The following is a 19,629-nucleotide window of genomic DNA, read 5'->3' as shown; positions in this document are numbered from 1 at the left end:
AGACCATGGGTAAATATAATATTTTAGTAGTAGATGACGATAAAGAAATAGTAAAAGCAATAAATATATATCTTTCCAATGAAGGCTATAACATATTTGAAGCTTATGATGGATATGAAGCATTAAGTGTTTTAGAAAAGGAAGAAATCCACTTGATAGTTCTCGACATAATGATGCCCAAATTGGATGGTATAGCAACCATAACTAAAGTTAGGGAAAAACAAAATGTTCCGGTCATATTTTTGTCTGCAAAATCCGAAGATACCGATAAGATAATAGGCCTAAATATCGGTGCCGACGATTACGTAACTAAGCCTTTTAATCCTTTGGAACTTATTGCGAGAGTTAAATCTTTGATTAGGAGATATACGATACTAGGTAATATGAGTGAAAAAGAAGCTGATAATATATTGACCACCGGTGGACTCAGCTTAAATGAAGATACTACAGAGGTGACTGTTGACGGAGAAGAGGTAAAACTTACGAGTACTGAATTTAAAATACTGAAGCTTTTGATGTCCAGACCTAATAAAGTGTTTTCTATGGAGGAAATATATGAAAAAGTTTGGGGAGAGCTTTCTTATATGACTGATAATACCGTAGCGGTACATGTAAGGCATATAAGAGAAAAGATAGAAATAGATCCTAAAAATCCAAAATATTTAAAGGTGGTGTGGGGAATTGGATATAAAATTGAAAAACATTAAGGAGAATAAAAGTCTACTTAATCATATACTTTTAATAATAGCAATATTTATTATATTTAGTTTTGCTGTTAATAACGGAAATAAAGTTATTTTAAATAAATCGTATCAGATGTTCGGTAACCATGCATATCTTACATCTTCCGATTACGGTTATAAACTGGATGAAATACATGCTTATTTAAATAATGCTTTATACAGAGAATATCAGGAGGTGCATGATGGGGATCCTAAAGCGGATCTGCAAAAAACCGTTGCGTCTATGTCGCCAAAGTTGAGAGGTGAACTAAAAGCTAACGTAATAGGCAGTTACGGACCTGAAGTTTCTTATTTTATAATGGATAACAATACGGATATTGTATATAGCAATTCAGGTGCAAAAAGTGATTCTGAATTTGAAAAAGAATATAATAAAGATGGTTATACTTTCATAAACACAAGAAGCAATGTTACAACCACATATGTAAACGGAAAAAAAGAACTTCTTAATGTTTCATATAATTTGACTAATAATTTTGATATGTATGATGATAATAATTCATATCTTCAGACTAAGGTACTACCTCCGACTGTGTTGTTGGCGGTAAACCATGATTTTACAGCCGGAGGTTATTTTAAAGATAGCTATGATGTTTATAAATCCGACGCTGTATGGTCAACTATAGGTTTTGTCTTTTCATCTTTTTTATTGTTATATTTACTGATAATTATAAAAAAGAAATATGGAATAAGGGAAACTCTTGATGTTATAGGACAGATATTTAATAAGGTTTTTCTTGAAATCAAATTGTTTATGGCATACTTTATTTATGGTAATTTTTCCAGTATCAACGGTACGATCGCAGCAATACTGTTTATATTTTGTCTTTACTGTGCGGCAATGTATGATAATGAAAATTTATTGAACGTATCTTTATATAAAAAGGTAATGGAAATATATAAGAGTAATCAGGTATTTAAACCGTTCAGTAAGAAAGTTCAGTCAAGAATGGTTAACGGTATTACTAGATGTGTTGTTTCCGGAGGGATTTTAATGCTTGCTTTTCTTCTTATAGCCATGGGGATATCCGGACCTTATGAACAGTTGTATGCACTCATAATTGTCGTTTCTTTTATATATTTGCTGTATTCGATATTCAGATTGTATTCATCTTCAATAAAAAGTGTAAAAGATATAGAAGATGTGTATAACTATACAGAAACTCTGGGGCTCGGACATTTTAATGAAAATATTTATTTAAGCGATAACAGTTATTTTAAAGAAATTGAATATAACTTGAATGCACTTAACGAACACATTAAAGAAGCAGTTGAGGAACAAGTAAAAAGCGAAAAAATGAAGAGTGAGCTGGTAACAAATGTTTCTCATGATTTAAAGACCCCTCTTACATCAATCATAAATTATGTTGATTTAATGAAGAGAGAAGATATAAAACCGGAAATAGCGAAGGAATATTTGGAAATATTAGACAGTAAATCTCAAAAGTTAAAAAAATTGGTAGAGGATATATTTGATATATCTAAGGCTACGAGCGGGAATATAGAACTTCATAATACAAATATAAATTTAAAGAGCTTGATAAATCAAAGTATAAGTGAATTTAGTGACAGTATTAATGAAAATGACCTTGAAGTTAGAGTAAATGTGGATGATGACGTTTATGTTTATGCTGACGGAGAAAGACTTGGAAGGGTTCTTGAGAATCTTATTCAAAATTCGGTCAAATATTCTCTCAAAGGAACAAGGATATATATAGATTTGGAAAAAGACGGTCCTAGTATAACAATAATCAATATTTCAAATTACGAAATGGATTTTACAAGTGATGAAATATTAACCAGATTTGCAAGAGCGGATAAAGCAAGAGATCTTGAAGGTTTTGGGTTGGGGCTTTCCATTGTTCAAAGTTTTACCGGACTGATGGGGATTGACTTTAGTGTTACTATAGATAAAGATTTATTTAAAGCAAGACTTGATTTCAAAAATAATAAATAAAGTATAAGACGACATCAATATTTTGATGCCGTCTTTTTTTATTAAATATGTAATTAATATTAATATTTATTTTAATTGGTTTTTATATGTTATAATCTGTTTTATAAATTATAATTTAAGAGGTCAGTAATGGATAAGTTTTTATTTATTGTTTTATTTGTAGTTACATCATTAGGTATTGCATTTATAAAAATCAAAGAATATTATTTATATAAAATATGCACCAAAAGCGCTTATGCTAAAGTAATTTCCATTAAATCATCTTATGGGAATAATAAAAAAATCGCAAGTGCTGTTTTAACATATAAAGTAGACGAAAATTTTATTAATGTAAAAAACAGCTTGGATTTAAACAGTGAAATGATAAAGAAAGATGATGTCATTGAAATTTTATATAGTCCAAGAAAGCCGGGTCAAAATGTGTGTTTTAAGAGAGAACTGCAAACTTCAAGGATGTTTTTGATTTTTCCTATATGGGTATTAACATTGATAGCTTTAATAGTTTCTTTCATTATTTAGATTATATAATAATAAAAAGCGGATAATAATCCGCTTTTTTTGTTTTTATTATTTTGCGTAAGTCCTAGCCCCGTCCATTAGTATTACTTCGCCGCTTATGTATGATGCCATTTCACTTGAAAGGAATGCTGTCATATAAGCTACATCTTCCGGTTCTCCGAGTCTTCCGACAGGTACCGTAGCTATTTTTTTCTTTAACATTTCATCATCGAACTTATTTAACAGTTCTGTCTTGATAAGAGAAATTGCAAGTGTATTACATCTTATGTTTTCAGGTCCGTACTGTACTGCCATATATCTCGTAAGTCCCAATAAGCCGGCTTTTGATGCGGAGTATTGAGGGCCTCCTCCCATTCCCGAATACATTGCAGAAGAACCTATATTTATTATGCTTCCCCCTCCTGCTTCTTTAAGGAGATCTAATCCTCCTGCCATGATAGAATAAAATGAACCATATAAATTTGATTTTAATACGGTATCCAAATATTCCGGAGTAAGTTCATCTATTTCTACTACCTTTGAACCTCCCGCATTGTTTACTATTATATCCAGTTTGCCAAATTTTTCTTTAATATCATTTAAAGTTTCTTTCATTTGGTCAAAGTTTCCGACATCGCATTTATAACAGTAAGCTTCTCTACCTAAAGCTTCTATTTCTTTAACTACCCCATTTGCTGCTTCATCTCTTGATAAATAAGTGAATGCAATGTCCGCTCCGCACTCGGCAAGAGCAAGACAGATGGCTCTTCCTACACCTCTGCTGCCGCCTGTAAGAAATGCTTTCTTTCCTGTTAAGTCAATTTTTAACATAATTATTTCTCCTTAAACTTTGTATATTCTATAAGATAAAGTTTATCACAACTTAAATATAATGTAAATTAGGATTTAGCTAAAAAATGCGGGCACTACGCCTGCTAAAGCAGATTCCGCGCCCGCCGTTTTATTATAAAATCAATTAATCGGAGAGTTTTATAAGTTCATCTTCATTTAATATTTCGATACCGCCTCTGAAAAGTTTTATGATATCGTTACTTTCAAAGTGTTTGAGCATCCTGCTTACCACTTCTCTTGCACTTCCCAAATGATTTGCTATTTCTTCATGAGTCATTTTTATTTTATCATTTTCATCTCTGTGGAAAAGAAGGAATTCCGCAAGTCTGGAATCGAATTTTTTAAATAATACTTGTTCTAAAATCCACATTACATCTGATAACCTTGAAGACATAATGCTATTAACATACTTTGACATCTCGATATAATTATTAGCTATATCTTTATAAATATGTGTAGGTAAAATAGCTACTTTTGTATCCTCCATTGCTTCAATGAATATATCAAATGTTATATCTTTCATCACGCATGAAGCAGACATTAAGCATATATCATTATCCATCAAATAATATAAACTAAGCTCTCTCCCGTTTTCCGAAATCATATATGCTCTGAGCTTACCGCTTAAAATGAATATAAGTCCCGTACATGTTACGGAGTTGTCGTGAACAGTTTCGCCTTTTTTATATGTCTTATGTTTTAATTCTTTTAATATAGTGTTTTGACATTCACTTTTTAGGTCATCCCAAAAGGGAAGGAATTCTTTCATATTGAAATTGTAATCATTCATATTTTTTACCGCCTTATTATATATTCTATAATTATTATTCTTATTTGTCCATTATGACTTTATATTTTCCTTATGTGACTTTGTCACAGTCTTTTATTTTTTATTTGAATATAATATAAACAAATAACAGGAAAGAGGTAAGAAAAAATGAGTGTAATAGATTTAACAAATAAGACTTTCAAGGAAGAGATAAATGATAATAGATTGGTGATAGTAGATTTTTGGGCTCCTTGGTGCGGACCATGCAGTGCTTTTTCTCCGGTAATAGATGAAGTGTCAGAAGAAAGAAATGATATAAAAGTATGCAAGGTCAATGTAGATGATGAAAGGATGCTTGCTATGAAGAATAAGGTAATGTCAATACCTACACTTTTGATGTATAAAGACGGCAAACAAGTGAAAAGAACTCAAGGTGCCATGACAAAACAAGAGCTTTTAGAAGTTATCGACCAAGTACAATAAATAATATATAAACCTTTAAAATTAAATTGTTTGAAAAAAGAGCGGAAGCTCTTTTTTTGTTAGAATTAAAATTAAGTCTAGTCAACTGTATTTTTAAATTATAATATTTTAAGTTAAATATAAATGATTTATGATTTATTAAAGGAAGTAATCGATAAAAAAATAAAGGTTTATTGTAAATTTTAAAATGTTTATTGAGTATTGAAAGGGCTATATAATAAAGTTTTTTAAGATTAAAAGAAAGATTATTAAAATCTTTCTTTTTTGTTTAAATATCTAAGGTATATTATGTAAAACCGAACAAATTTTCTAAAAATTTGTTGTTATTTTAAAAAATTTGTGATAATATCATATTAATGTTTAAGGAGGGTATTATGACAGACAAAATTGTTATAAGAGGCGCTAGAGAAAACAATCTTAAAAATATAGATTTAACCATACCGAGAGATAAGCTGATAGTTTTTACCGGACTTTCCGGTTCGGGGAAATCATCTCTTGCTTTTGATACAATATATGCCGAAGGACAGAGAAGATATGTTGAAAGCCTTTCCGCATATGCAAGAATGTTCCTCGGTCAAACAAATAAACCTGACGTTGATAATATTGAGGGACTCAGTCCGTCTATTTCCATAGATCAAAAAACCACAAACCGTAATCCTCGTTCTACCGTAGGAACGGTAACCGAAATATATGATTACTTCAGACTTTTATTTGCGAGAATAGGGACGCCTTATTGTCCTAAATGCGGTAAGAAAATAGAGAGTCAAAGTATAGATACTATAATAGACGATATTCTATCTATGGAAGAAGGGACTAAGATACAAATATTGGCTCCCGTTATAAGAGGGGAAAAGGGAACTCATAAAAACTTTCTTACTCATCTTAAAAAAGAAGGTTATCTCAGAGTATTTATAGACGGAGGGCTTTATGACCTTGATGATGAAATAAAACTTCCCAAGAATAAAAAACATGATATAAGCGTTGTAATAGACAGACTCAAAGTTAGAGATAAGATAAAATCGAGACTTAACGATTCTGTGGAAACCGCTCTTAATTTGAGCGAGGGGCTTGTTATATGTAAAACCGATGACGAGGAAAAATTATATTCTGAGAAATTTGCCTGCATGGACTGCGGTATCGCAATGGATAAACCTGAACCGAGAAGTTTTTCATTCAACTCACCTTTTGGTATGTGTATGGAATGTAACGGTATCGGATATCATCAAACAATAGACCCGGACCTTGTTATTCCCGATAAAAGTATTTCTATAAATGAAGGGGCATTATCCAATTTTGTAAGCAGTGACGATAGCACTTACTATTCAGTGATTGTCAAAACTTTGGTAGAGAAATATAATTTCTCCATGGATAAACCTTTGGAAGAAGCGAGCGATGAATTTATGGATGCACTTCTTTACGGAGATAAAGATAAAATCAAAATCGGATTTAATTCTCACTTCGGAGGATACAAGGAAAGAGAAATAGTTTTTGAAGGAATAGTAAATAATTTAGAAAGAAGATACTTTGAAAGCAGCAGTGAATATGTAAAGGCTAAATTCTCAAAATTTTTGTCTAATATCACTTGCAGTGCCTGTAAAGGAAAGAGGCTAAACGATAATTCCCTAAGCGTCAAAATAAATGGGATTAACATTATCGAACTCACAGAAATGTCAATAAGAGACTGTAAAAAATTTATAGATAATTTGGTCCTTAACGAAAATGAAGCTAAAATAGCGGAACTTGTGCTCAGAGAAATAAAATCCAGACTTGGATTTTTAAATGATGTTGGACTAAGTTATCTTACTTTGGACAGAGCAGCCTCTACTTTGTCAGGAGGAGAAAGCCAAAGAATAAGGCTTGCTACTCAAATAGGTTCAAAGCTTACAGGTGTATTATATGTTCTTGATGAACCGAGTATAGGGCTGCATCAAAGAGACAATGAAATGCTTTTAAATACTTTAAGAGAGCTTACCGATATAGGTAATACCGTTATCGTCGTAGAGCACGATGAAGATACGATGAGAGAAGCGGATCATATAGTTGATATCGGTCCCGGAGCGGGGATTCACGGCGGAGAAGTAATAGCTAACGGTCCTTTAGAAGAAATAATAGATAACAAAAATTCTATAACTGCGGATTATTTGTCAGGCAGGAAAAAGATAGATGTTCCAAAAGAAAGACAAAAAGGCAACGGACAGTATCTTGAAATTATCGGTGCCAGAGAAAATAATTTAAAGAATATTGATGTAAAATTTGAGCTTGGGAATATGACTTGTGTTACCGGAGTTTCGGGTTCGGGAAAAAGTACTTTGATCAATGAAATACTATTCAAAGCTTTAAGAAAAAAACTTTTGGGTTCCGTAGAAAAGTCTGGAAAACATAAGGAAATAAAAGGCTGGGAAAATCTTGATAAGATAATAGATATAGACCAGTCTCCTATAGGACGTACGCCGAGATCCAATCCTGCTACTTATACAGGAATGTTTGATCTTATAAGAGATGTTTTTGCTTCGACAAATGAAGCAAAAATGAGAGGTTATAAAAAAGGTCGTTTCAGCTTTAATGTAAAAGGCGGAAGATGTGAGCACTGTAAAGGTGACGGTATTATCAAAATAGAAATGCATTTTCTTCCCGATGTGTATGTTCCTTGTGAGGTTTGCAAAGGTCATAGATATAACGATGAAACACTTCAAATTAAATATAAGGGAAAGAATATTTCGGAGGTACTGGATATGAGTGTCGAAGAAGCTTTGACGTTCTTTGAAAATATTCCATCCATTAAATCCAAAGTACAGACTTTATATGATGTTGGGCTTGGATATATCAAACTCGGACAGCCTTCTACTACTCTTTCCGGAGGAGAGGCTCAAAGGATTAAGCTTGCAACTTATCTGTCAAAAAGACAAACAGGCAAAACTTTGTATATTTTGGACGAACCTACCACAGGGCTTCATATGGAAGATGTTAAGAAACTACTCGAAGTCCTTTACAGACTCAGAGAGGGCGGAAATACAATCCTAATAATAGAACATAATCTTGATGTTATAAAATGTGCGGATTATCTGATCGATTTAGGTCCCGAAGGAGGAGATGGAGGCGGAACTGTGATTGCTACGGGTACTCCGGAAGAGGTAGCAAAAGTCAAAGAAAGCTATACCGGACAGTTTTTAAAGAAAATATTATAAATATAAATAACACCCTAATATTATTTGGGGTGTTTTTTTGTTTACGATGTTTGATTTTTGAACTTTTAAATTACCTTTATTTATAGCAATATAAGATAGCTATATACTAACCTTAACAGATATGTATTGTTTATTGTAAATTATATTTGTTATAATGAAAAAAACAATATAATATTATTATTGACAAAACGTTACAAAAATTACACTTTTTGTAACGTTAGATTTCAATACACATTGAATTGATATTTGTATCAAATTGTATTTATATTTGGATAAAACGAGTAATCAAATAGTATTTGAGTAAATGTATTAATTCTTTACAAAAAGTGTAGATTTTGTATCTAAAAAAATATTGATAAAACAAATTAAAACTTTTATAAAATGAAGTAAAAAAATAAATATTAATACAAATCTTTTGAGTTTTGTATTAATATTTATACTTTAATTGATAAAATTATTAGTTACAAAAAGTACACTTTTTATAACTAAATAATTTCATATATATATAAAAAAAGGAGATTTGACTATGAAAATTATGCGTCTAAAAATTATGATAAATCTATTATTAATTACTTTTCTTTCATTATTTTTATTTGTCGGGAATGCTTTATATGCGGGAGAAAATAAAAATATATATGAAATTACGGATTTTAATTCTTTAATTGATAATATCAATAATTCAAACGGGAACGTTGAGCTAAAAATAAAAGGTGATATCCCTATAACAGAAACGATCATAATACCAAAAGATAAAAATATAATTTTAAGCGGAGACGGTACTCTTGTAAGAGATAATGGTTTTGTAAGCTCAGAGCCAACATTGATTTCCATTGAAAAGGGCGGCAGTTTAACAATAGACGGCATTACAATAGACGGTAATAATATACCTGTTCATTTTAGTCACGAAAAGGGTAGTTTAGTAGATTGTAAAGGGACTTTTAAATTGGAAAAAGGAAAGCTGTACAGGTCTGTAAGTTCTGGTTATTGGAGCAGTACCATAAATATATCCGGCAGTGATGCAGAAATGATAATGAACGGGGGCAGTATTGAAAATAATACTGTTGCAAATACCGACATCAGCGGGAACGCAACTCAATATTGCGGTATTGTCGGCGTTTATAAAGGCGGTCGTTTTGAACTCAATAACGGAAGCATAAATGATAACATTTTGGATATAAATGATACGATGAATACGGCTGCTGTATATGTAACACCTGAATTTTTTGGAAGCTCTTCCGCAGATTCTTATTTTAAAATGACGGGGGGAGAAATACTAAACAATGCAGCAAATTTCGGAGCTGTACTTGTTGGAACAGCCGGACAGCCGTCTTATAAAAATGAAGCACACTTTACAATGGATGGAGGAATTATAAAGGGTAATAAATCCGTCACAGCCATAGGCAGCGGAACTAATCCTGCCGGAGGTTACGGGGGAGGTGTTATGGTCAATGTGAGCGGGAATTTTACTTTAAATAAAGGAACTATAAGTAATAATACTTCAAGGATGGGTGCCGGAGTATGTGTAAATGACGGATATGTAAGCCATGGAGCTATGGACGGGGGAATCGATCATAATGCTTGGATAAATCAGTTTCATTGTCCAGGCTCTTTTACAATGAACGGAGGAACAATAGAGACTAATATCAGTAAGAACTATATTTTAGGTGATGACGGCTGCGGAGGAGGCGTGTATGTATCCTCAAATAAAGTTGTTTTAAACGGTGGTGTAATACAAAACAATAAAGCGGAAAGACAAGGCGGGGGGATATATGTCGGGTCCGTTCCATATCTCTTAAAAATGAATGATGTAGTAATAACGGAAAATAATGCGGATTTCGGAGGAGGTTTATGGTTCTGCCCTACAGGAACTGTTGAAATCGCCGTTAAAAACGGTGGTGCGGTATTTGATAATGCTGCAAAAACAGCAGGTGATGATTTTATGGGCGAAAATAAAAGTGAAGAGGAACAAAAAAAATATTATGCATATTTGTCAAGCAGAATGCTTGGGGGCGGTAAAACAACTTGGTATGAAGATAGTGAGAATGCAAGGTTTAAAGAAACCGAAAACCCGATAGAAATGTCTGAAACCAATAAAAATATGCCGGTAAAAGAAAATATATATCTTCACTCTAAAGCATCTCAAGGAGCAAAAGATCTTGCCAACAAGGAGAAAAAGCTGATTATAAAAAATAACGAAGCAACAAAAGGCGGCGGTGTCGGCTCAAATGGAGCAATTAAGATAGGTCAAAGGGATAATGATGAACTGTCATTAAGAGTAGAAAAAAGCTTTGCAGATGATTATCCCGATAATTTAAAACCGGATATAATAAAAATATATTTAACGATTGACGGTGTTAAAGTAGATCATATTTAATTAACAAAAGAAAATGGATATAAAGGCTCTTTTACTCATCTTCCTAATGTAGGAAATGTATTAAAAAAATATAACATAGTTGAAGAGGATTTAGACTTATCAATACCTGTTTACGGTGATGCTGTGTTAAACGGAAAAACAATTACCATTAAGTTGATAAACCGATTAAATAACGAACGGGACGAAGGTGATTTAAGTGTATCAAAAACCGTCATTGGAAAGGATATAGACACTTCGAAAAGATTTAAATTCATTGTAACGCTTAATGATAAATCAATAAACGGTAATTACGGTGATATGGAATTTAAAAACGGTGTTTCTTCTTTTGAACTGAAACATGGACAAAGTAAAATTGCTAAAGGACTTCCTTTGAGTGTGAAATATTCCGTAAAAGAAAGCAATTATAATGGATATAAAGTAAAATCTATTAATAGTACCGGTGAGATTAATAATAAAATTTCTAATGTGAAGTTTGAAAATCATAAGATAAGTAAGGGTTCATCTGTAAAAAATTCTCCTGAAACGGGAGATGATAATAATTTATATATGTATATAATCTTACTTGCTGCTTCCGTAATAATGATATCGATAGTATCATTTACTATTAATAAAAATAATACTAAATAATAGTATATAAATTTCAGGATTAAAAAATAGGCTCATTTCTCATATGAGTCTATTTTTATTCTTTAATTTATTATGGTTTTTACTTTGAAATGGGATTATTAAGATGTATAATTAATGGGAATGATATTTTTATTGAACAATAAATTTTATTTATATAAGGAGATATTATGAAAGCAACAATACTTTGTATAGGTGATGAAGTTTTATGCGGAGATGTTTTGAATTCTAACGGAACTTTTTTTGCAAAAGAACTCACGGAAATAGGAATAGAAGTTGTAAAGCATGTAGTAGTCAGTGATGATGAAGATATGGTGGAGGGTGCATTTAATGATGCGGTAAATATAAGTGATTTGATTATTACTACAGGAGGTCTGGGACCTACTCTTGACGATATGACAAAAGAGGCGATAGCTAAAGTTACAGGAAGACCTTTGGAAGAAAATGCGGAAGCCAGACATCATGTCGAAACTTATTTTAAAAATAAGGAAAAGGATTTTGTTTTAACTCCAAATAATTTCAGGCAGGCATTATTTCCAAAAGGAGCAAAGATATTGAGTAATGACAGAGGAACGGCACCGGGAGCACTTCTTGAAATTGACGATAAAATGATTATAATGCTTCCCGGACCTCCAAGGGAAAATACTCATATGTACAACAAACATATCAAGGAATATTTGATGAATAAATTAAATAAATTCTTTGCCGTAAAAGACTATATGACTGCGGGAATAGGAGAGTCTGAAATAGAGTACAGAATGAGAGATTTGCTTCCGGATTTAGACGGGGTCAATGTAAATACATATTTTAATGATAGCGGTGTTAAAGTAAAAGCGGTATCAAAGGCCGATAATTTAAAACATGCCGTTGAAAATCTGGATAAAATAGATGATATTATAATGAACAACTTTAAAGAATATATCTATTCGGTTAAAGGAGAAACTTTGCCTCAAAAATTTGTTGCCTTGCTTAAAAGTATGGGGCTTACATTTTCTTGTGCGGAGTCCTGTACGGGCGGGCTTCTTGCAAGTTATTTAACGGAAATCCCAGGGGTAAGCGAAGTATTCATGGGCAGTGCCGTTACCTATACCAATGAGATAAAGCATTCTCTTTTGGGAGTTAAAAACGAAACCTTGAAGAAATACGGAGCGGTGAGTTCTCAGTGCGTTGAAGAGATGGCTCTTGGTTGTGCTGAAAGGTTTAATTCCGATGTTGCAATATCCATAAGCGGGATTGCCGGACCGGACGGAGGTACTCCCGAAAAGCCTGTAGGAACGGTTTATATGGGATTTTATTATAAGGGAGAAGTTACTTACACTAAATATAATATAACCGGGGAAAGAAAAAGAGTTCAAATGCGAAGTGCATATTATTCACTTAATAATATGTTAAAAATAATGCAATAAATTGTTGACTAATCTCAAAACTAAATGTATAATTAAATAAGAACAAATGTTTGAAAGGAAAGTCAAAGTAATGAATCCAGATAAAGAAAAAGCCTTAGAGCTTGCAATGAGAAATATAGAAAGCAACTTTGGAAAAGGTGCGGTAATGAAATTAGGCGATAAACCTGCGGTTACCATAGATGCTATTTCAACATCATCTATTTCCCTTGATGCGGCCCTTGGTGTGGGAGGACTTCCAAGAGGAAGGATAATCGAAGTATACGGTCCCGAATCTTCAGGTAAGACAACCGTTGCCTTACATGTTGTAGCGGAAGCACAAAAGGCGGGAGGGGTCGCTGCATTCATTGATGCGGAACATGCTCTTGATCCTATTTATGCGGAAGCTTTGGGTGTTAATATAGACGAACTAATCGTATCTCAGCCGGATACGGGAGAACAGGCTTTGGAAATCACTGAAGCTCTTGTAAGGAGTGCTGCTGTAGATGTAGTGGTTGTGGACTCTGTAGCTGCCCTTGTTCCAAAAGCGGAAATAGAAGGTGATATGGGGGATAGTCATGTAGGTTTACAGGCAAGACTCATGTCTCAGGCTCTTAGAAAATTAGCCGGTGCGATAAATAAATCAAATACCACGGCAGTTTTTATAAATCAGCTTAGAGAAAAAGTTGGTATCATGTTTGGTAATCCGGAAGTTACTCCGGGAGGTAGAGCATTAAAGTTCTATTCCTCTGTAAGACTCGAAGTAAGAAGGATAGATTCTATTAAAAACGGTCAGGAAATAATAGGTAACAGGACGAAAGTCAAAGTAGTTAAAAATAAAGTAGCTCCTCCTTTTAAAATCGCTGAATTTGATATAATGTACGGTAAAGGTATTTCCAGAGAAGGCGATATAGTGGATATGGCGGCTAAGTACGGAATAATCAAAAAAGCCGGTGCTTGGTATTCCTATAATGATGAGAAAATAGGACAAGGAAGAGATAAAGCAAAACAATTCCTTGCAGATAATCCGGAAATTGCAGAACATATAGAAAAGTTGGTATTGGATGAAGTTTTGGGCAGGAATAAAGAAGAAGAGCCTGAATCTGCCGATACCGTAAAAGCCGAAGAATAAAAAAAAGAACAGCTTTTGCTGTTCTTTTTTTTATTCTTTTGTTGTTTTTTGAATTCTTGTAATTATAATTAATATAAAAAACAAAGATGAAAATAATATTAAAATCCAATTTTTCATGTCGTTATTATCTCTTGTTTCGGGATTTTCAGGTTGTATGTTATTATTACTTTTATTTCTTTTTTTAATAGTTTCTTTATTTGTAGTAACATTGCTATTATTACTATCATTACTATTATTGCTATCATTATCAATGTTCTCGGTGTCGGTTATTATTTTTACGGTCGTTATGCTGCTTGCTTCGCTAGTAAGTCCGTATTCATTTCTCTTTGTTCTGGTTATAATGTCGTAGGTTTCCCCATTTTTATATATACCTTTGAATATACCACTATCTTGCCATTTGCTGTAATTATCTTCTCCCGACTTCGATATGGCATATTCCTGTCCGTCAATTTTTTCTACTTTAATTTCGCTTTCATTTGCAGAGATAAATTGCGGAGCATCCGGAGTAGCGTTTTTTATTATAGCAATTGTTTGAGTATCGCTGTCTTCAGTTACTCTGTTATCTCCGATATTGACTATCATCAAATTTTTTAACTTATTTAGGTGTTCTTCACTAAATTCTATTTTATCTGTAATGCTTGTTATAAAACTTTTACCGTCATCCAATGAATACTTCCAATTTGATGAAGTGTTTATTAATGAAAGATCATTATATGAAAGTGTCGCAGTTGGAACGGATAATTTTATTTTATCTTTTACGGTGTTTCCTTCGGAGAATATGCCATTTGTTATAATAATGTCTTGCTCCACGTATGAATCTTTACCGCTACCGATTCCCTGAGACCTTTTACCGCCTTGGGCATCAATATATCCTCCGTTTATTATTATTTTCTTTACTTTTGTGCCGTTTCCTCCGCCTATTCCTGCAGAGCCGTATCCTGCTCTTGCGGTTATATGTCCTCCGTTTATGATTATCGTTCCCGCATCTAAAAGATTTCTTCCCAAATATTTATGATGAGCACCGATAGCTGCGGCAGCATTCCCATTTCCCACGCTGTTTGTTGCACAGTATACATTTAAATTTCCGGTGCTTTTCTCTGAAAATTCTATCGTAGCATTTGGTGCAACATAAATAGATGCTATTTGAGAGTCTCCTCTATATCCTATTTCGTTATCACCTTGTAATGATATAATTGTTTTCCCTGAATTTATTGCTACCTTATCAGAACCATGTAATATTTTTAAATCCTTAAATGTTATATTTACATCTTTAGACGTTTCTATTATTAAAGAATTGCTGTTGCTTTCTCCGGTTATTTGATATCCGTTGGGATTTAACTTATCCTCAATTACGATATTATCTTGAGTTATTTGAGTGTCTGTTATATTTATAGATCCTTTTGAAATATCAAGAAGTGTTTGTTCTTTTGCAAGAGCTGTTGTTGGATATATGCAAAATATTATACTGATAACTATAAAAACACATAGTGTTTTACTAATTTTGTTATTCAATTTATATTCTCCTTCTTGATTTTCTTTTTATATAATAATTATTATATTTTATAAATTTCTCAGATTACAGAAAGTTGTATTAATTACTCCTTTTTTATAATGATGTCTGAGTTTTACTTATATAATTTATCAGATAAAGTCGCGCACATTACCGCTTTTATTGTATGAGCTCTGTTTTCCGCCTCGTCGAATACTTTTGAATGTTTGCTTCTGAATACTTCGTCCGTTACTTCCATTTCTTTAAGTCCGTATTTTTCGTAAACATCTCTTCCCACTTCAGTATTTAAATCGTGGAAAGATGGAAGACAATGCAGGAATATAACATTTTCATTTCCTGTCTTCTTAAGCATTTCCATGTTTACTTGATAATCTTTTAAAAGTTCAATTCTTTCCGCAAATTTGTCTTCTTCTCCCATGGATACCCATATATCAGTATATAGGGCATCACTGTCCTTAACTGCTTTATCGATATCATCGGTAATTAAAATAGTGCAGCCGTTTTCTTTTGCTATTATTTCCATTTCTTTTACTAGGTCTTCATCAGGCCAAAGTGATTTTGGTGCCGCTGCGGCAAAGTTGATACCAAGCTTTGCACATCCTATAAGTAATGAATTAGAAACATTGTTTCTTGCATCTCCGACATAAGTAAGTTTCATATCATTATTATTATCTTTGTTTATATGCTCGTACATTGTTAAAACGTCTGCCAATAGTTGTGTCGGATGATATAAATCCGTAAGTCCGTTCCATACGGGTACACCTGAGTATTTTGCTAAATCTTCTACGGTTTCTTGTTTAAATCCTCTGAATTCAATTCCGTCAAACATTCTACCCAGTACATTCGCAGTATCCTCAAGAGATTCTTTTTTACCCATTTGAGAGTTTGTTAAAAATGTTACATGCGCACCTTCATCGTAAGCGGCGGTTTCAAACGCACATCTTGTTCTGGTTGATGTTTTTTCAAACAATAAAACAATATTTTTACCTTCCAGTAAATCTCCCTTTTCGCCTCTTTTTTTCTTGGCTTTTAGCTCCTTTGCTAAATCAAGTAAATATTTTATTTCTTCAGTCGTATAATCTTTAAGTGTTAAAAAACTTCTTCCTTTTAAATTTATGCTCATTTATTCCTCCTAAAAATCTATATCTTCTCTTACCAAAGGCATGCTCATACATCTTGGGCCGCCTCTTCCTCTTACTAATTCACTTCCTTCTATTGAAAGTACTTTAATGCCGTTTCTGTCTAAAATTTCATTAGATATTTCATTTCTGTTGTATGTGATGACTACTCCCGGAGAAATAGCCAGTGTATTGGTGCTGTCGTTCCATTGTTCCCTTGCTGAAATAACACTGCTGCTGCCTCCGCTTTTTATTAATTTTACACTTGGCAGATTAAGTGCTTTTGCAAGTGCTGTTTTTAAATTCTCTTCAGCTTCGTATTTAAGTGTGGATTTCCCTCCTGATGTAATGGTTATGACTTCTATATCGTTTAGTATATTAGGGAATATTACAAACTTATCATAGTCGACCATTGTAAATACGGTATCAAGGTGCATAAAAGCTCTCTCATGAGGTATTTTAACCGCTAAAACTTTTTTTACTCCGCTGTTTGAATTCAATAAGTTTGAAGCTAGTTTGTCTATTCCTTCCAATGAAGTTCTCTCGGAAAATCCGATAAGTACACATTCTTTGCTTAATATAAGTACATCTCCGCCTTCCAAGCTCATCTTTTCTTCTTTGTTATCGAAGTAAACGGGTACTCCTGAAAAGTCGGGATGGTATTTATATATAAGTCTTACAATCAAACTTTCTCTTCTTCTTATAGGTGTTTTCATCCTGCTGAGTGCGACGCCGTTTTTTATTACCACACCGACATCTCTCATAAAATATAGGTTTGGTATCGGTTTAAAATAGTAAGGATATTTATCCTGCATATAATCTGATAATGTCACTCTGCTTGATTTGACTTCGCTTTCGCTTAGCCCCGCAATTATACATCTTATTAACTCTTTGTTATCTAAGCTTAATAAAAATTCTCTGAGTCCGTTTATAGTGATATTGTCATACTGAACTTCTTCCAAAGCTAACTCTACAAGTTCTTTTTTAGCCTGCTCATTATTGTTTATTACTTCCAATAGACAATCTGTCACAAATAATACTTCAGTTCCCGTTTCTTTTAAAACTTTGGCAAAACCGTCATGTTCTTTTCTCATTCTGCTCATCCAAGGGATATCATCGAATAATACTTCTTTTAAATCCTCCGGAGTAATCCTGTCAAGTTCAAAGCCCGGTCTATGAAGCAAAATTTTATTAAGTTTTCCAATTTCACTGTTAATTGATAATTTATCCATAATAACCTACTTTTTTATAATTTTTTTGTTATAATTGTTATAGTGTGTTTTCTTATACACCGAGTGCATAATATCAAGTTATATATTACCACATTATGCCTTTGTAGTAAAATAAATAAATGAAAAATATTATCATATAAAGGAGAAATTTTATGTTTCCAAAAATAAAAATTGACTTACATGGGATTAGAGAAAATACAACAAGAGTATGTGATAAATGTAAGAGTATTGGAATAGATGTGACTGCTATAACAAAAGTATTTTTAGCAGATGAAAATATAGCGGAATGTTTGGTTACGGGAGGGACTACAGCACTGGGAGATTCGAGAATAGAAAATCTTAAAAACTTAGGTTGCTTTAATATGGAAAAGTGGCTGGTTAGGATCCCCATGGAAAGTGAAATCGAAGATGTTATAAAATATAGTGACGTATCGCTTAACAGCGAGATAAAGACTATCAGACTTCTTAATAAAGAAGCTTATAAACAGGATACCACTCATAAGGTAATATTGATGGCAGACCTCGGAGATTTAAGAGAGGGCTATTTCAGTACGGATGATTTACTTAGTGATGTAGACAAAGTGCTTCAAATGAAGAATATAGAGCTTTATGGGATAGGGACTAATCTAACATGTTTTGGAGCTATTATCCCTCGTCCGGAAACACTTCAAAAACTGGTCAAAATAAAAGAGAGAATAGAAAACGACTTTGATATAGAATTAAAGGTAGTTTCTGGAGGGAACTCAAGCTCTTATACTTTAGTCGATAGAGGAGAAATGATTGACGGTATAAATAGTTTGAGACTTGGAGAAGTTATCCTACTCGGTAATGAAACCAGCTACGGGACACCTGTAGAGGGACTTCATCATGATAATTTTATTTTGGAAGCACAAATCGTTGAACTTAAAGAAAAACCTTCCGTTCCTATCGGGGAAATAGGGATTGATGCTTTTGGGAATAAACCCGAATTTGTAAATAAAGGAACGATGAAAAGAGCGATTATTGCTGTGGGTAAACAGGATGTAAGGATTGATGGTATGACACCTGTTGACAGTGATATTGAGATCCTTGGCGCGAGCAGTGACCATACGATTTTAGACTTAACAAATGTAAATAAGATATATAAGTTAGGCGATACTGTTTCATTTAAATTGGATTATGGTGCTACCCTTGCCGCAATGACAAGTAAATACGTAGATAAAGAGTATATTGATTAGTATAAAGATTAAGATTGGAAATAATAAAAAATGGCAATGGATATGTTAAAAATTTTTTTATGGTCATATCTACCCGGAATACTTTCAGTTTCTATTGCTTCAGGTTCTTATACCGATTATCTCTATCATAAATATGGAAAACCGGTTAAAGATAAATATATCAATAGAAATCCTAAAATTGAAGATCCATTATGGAAAAGACCTCTAAGGTTAAATTATGAAAAAAGATATCCTTTATCGTCAAAAAGAAGAAAAAGATTTTTATATTTTTTATTTCTTACTAGGATGAATTATATTATAACAAATATATTTACAGTTGTAATGTTTTTATGTATGGTTTTCGGGCTCGGTACATATGATACCCTAGTGGATATTGCTGTACTAAAAATGTTAATTATTGATGGATTTTGTATATTATGTTGCATTCCTTTTGGATTAATAGTTTATGTTATATGCCTTGTTATTGATATATGGTTTGATAGTGATACTTCATCGGGTTCTTCTCATCATATGATTGATATTTGGTGGGGATAAAATAAAAAAGAACACTTTT

Annotated in this window: 16 protein-coding genes; 11 read left to right on the top strand and 5 right to left on the bottom strand. The window is 32.8% G+C overall.

Annotation, left to right across the window (positions count from 1 at the left end):
• The first annotated feature begins 5 nt into the window (after positions 1-5).
• The 3 genes from ANASTE_RS06500 to ANASTE_RS06490 all read left to right on the top strand — a co-directional run bounded on the left by ANASTE_RS06500 (position 6) and on the right by ANASTE_RS06490 (position 3,219).
• Positions 6-707 (top strand): response regulator transcription factor, encoded by a 702-nt coding sequence (locus ANASTE_RS06500; RefSeq protein WP_007050187.1) that lies wholly within the window; start codon positions 6-8, stop codon positions 705-707.
• Positions 682-2,700, top strand: coding sequence for a HAMP domain-containing sensor histidine kinase (locus ANASTE_RS06495; protein ID WP_007050186.1), 2,019 nt, complete (start codon positions 682-684; stop codon positions 2,698-2,700). The genes ANASTE_RS06500 and ANASTE_RS06495 overlap by 26 nt, the downstream gene beginning before the upstream one ends.
• A 129-nt stretch (positions 2,701-2,829) precedes the next feature.
• Positions 2,830-3,219 (top strand): hypothetical protein, encoded by a 390-nt coding sequence (locus ANASTE_RS06490; RefSeq protein ID WP_007050185.1) that lies wholly within the window; start codon positions 2,830-2,832, stop codon positions 3,217-3,219.
• Between the two features lie 48 nt (positions 3,220-3,267).
• Here the strand turns inward: ANASTE_RS06490 and ANASTE_RS06485 are convergent, their stop codons facing one another.
• Together ANASTE_RS06485 and ANASTE_RS06480 are read right to left on the bottom strand one after the other, a co-directional pair.
• Positions 3,268-4,029, bottom strand: coding sequence for an SDR family NAD(P)-dependent oxidoreductase (locus ANASTE_RS06485; protein WP_007050184.1), 762 nt, complete (start codon positions 4,027-4,029; stop codon positions 3,268-3,270).
• 145 nt (positions 4,030-4,174) lie between these two features.
• Positions 4,175-4,840 (bottom strand): Crp/Fnr family transcriptional regulator, encoded by a 666-nt coding sequence (locus ANASTE_RS06480; protein ID WP_007050183.1) that lies wholly within the window; start codon positions 4,838-4,840, stop codon positions 4,175-4,177.
• Between the two features lie 147 nt (positions 4,841-4,987).
• Between ANASTE_RS06480 and trxA the strand changes: the two genes are divergently transcribed.
• From trxA to recA, 6 genes are all read left to right on the top strand, one after another.
• Positions 4,988-5,302: a thioredoxin gene (gene trxA, locus ANASTE_RS06475; protein ID WP_007050182.1), complete on the top strand. Its 315-nt coding sequence runs from the start codon at positions 4,988-4,990 to the stop codon at positions 5,300-5,302.
• 374 nt (positions 5,303-5,676) lie between these two features.
• The gene (uvrA, locus tag ANASTE_RS06470; protein ID WP_039945274.1) at positions 5,677-8,487 is read left to right on the top strand and encodes an excinuclease ABC subunit UvrA; all 2,811 of its coding nucleotides are present in this window, start codon (positions 5,677-5,679) and stop codon (positions 8,485-8,487) included.
• 526 nt (positions 8,488-9,013) lie between these two features.
• Positions 9,014-10,861: a hypothetical protein gene (locus ANASTE_RS06465; RefSeq protein WP_007050180.1), complete on the top strand. Its 1,848-nt coding sequence runs from the start codon at positions 9,014-9,016 to the stop codon at positions 10,859-10,861.
• Between the two features lie 123 nt (positions 10,862-10,984).
• Entirely contained in the window at positions 10,985-11,488 is a 504-nt protein-coding gene (locus ANASTE_RS06460; protein ID WP_007050179.1) for a DUF7601 domain-containing protein, read from the top strand.
• A 167-nt stretch (positions 11,489-11,655) separates the two neighbouring features.
• Complete coding sequence (locus ANASTE_RS06455; RefSeq protein ID WP_007050178.1) at positions 11,656-12,891, top strand: competence/damage-inducible protein A; 1,236 nt, start codon at positions 11,656-11,658, stop codon at positions 12,889-12,891.
• Between the two features lie 70 nt (positions 12,892-12,961).
• On the top strand, positions 12,962-13,999 hold the full coding sequence (gene recA, locus ANASTE_RS06450; protein WP_039945271.1) for a recombinase RecA: 1,038 nt from the start codon (positions 12,962-12,964) through the stop codon (positions 13,997-13,999).
• Between the two features lie 30 nt (positions 14,000-14,029).
• On the opposite strand, the gene ANASTE_RS06445 is transcribed toward recA, so the two are convergent.
• The 3 genes from ANASTE_RS06445 to ANASTE_RS06435 all read right to left on the bottom strand — a co-directional run bounded on the left by ANASTE_RS06445 (position 14,030) and on the right by ANASTE_RS06435 (position 17,859).
• Positions 14,030-15,511 carry a hypothetical protein gene (locus ANASTE_RS06445; RefSeq protein ID WP_007050176.1) on the bottom strand — a complete coding sequence of 494 codons (1,482 nt, stop codon included), beginning with the start codon at positions 15,509-15,511 and terminating at the stop codon, positions 14,030-14,032.
• Positions 15,512-15,624: 113 nt separating this feature from the next.
• Complete coding sequence (argF, locus tag ANASTE_RS06440; protein WP_007050175.1) at positions 15,625-16,632, bottom strand: ornithine carbamoyltransferase; 1,008 nt, start codon at positions 16,630-16,632, stop codon at positions 15,625-15,627.
• 9 nt (positions 16,633-16,641) lie between these two features.
• Complete coding sequence (locus tag ANASTE_RS06435; protein ID WP_007050174.1) at positions 16,642-17,859, bottom strand: arginine deiminase; 1,218 nt, start codon at positions 17,857-17,859, stop codon at positions 16,642-16,644.
• A gap of 152 nt (positions 17,860-18,011) precedes the next feature.
• Here ANASTE_RS06435 and orr point away from each other — a divergent pair, with 152 nt between their 5' ends.
• Both orr and ANASTE_RS06425 read left to right on the top strand, forming a co-directional pair.
• Positions 18,012-19,076: an ornithine racemase Orr gene (orr, locus tag ANASTE_RS06430; RefSeq protein WP_007050173.1), complete on the top strand. Its 1,065-nt coding sequence runs from the start codon at positions 18,012-18,014 to the stop codon at positions 19,074-19,076.
• A gap of 30 nt (positions 19,077-19,106) precedes the next feature.
• Positions 19,107-19,610 carry a hypothetical protein gene (locus tag ANASTE_RS06425; protein WP_007050172.1) on the top strand — a complete coding sequence of 168 codons (504 nt, stop codon included), beginning with the start codon at positions 19,107-19,109 and terminating at the stop codon, positions 19,608-19,610.
• Positions 19,611-19,629 lie beyond the last annotated feature (19 nt).

It is taken from the genome of Anaerofustis stercorihominis DSM 17244 (assembly GCF_000154825.1).
In the GTDB taxonomy this organism is placed as follows: domain Bacteria; phylum Bacillota; class Clostridia; order Eubacteriales; family Anaerofustaceae; genus Anaerofustis; species Anaerofustis stercorihominis.
This window is presented reverse-complemented; position numbering and strand designations above follow the sequence as displayed.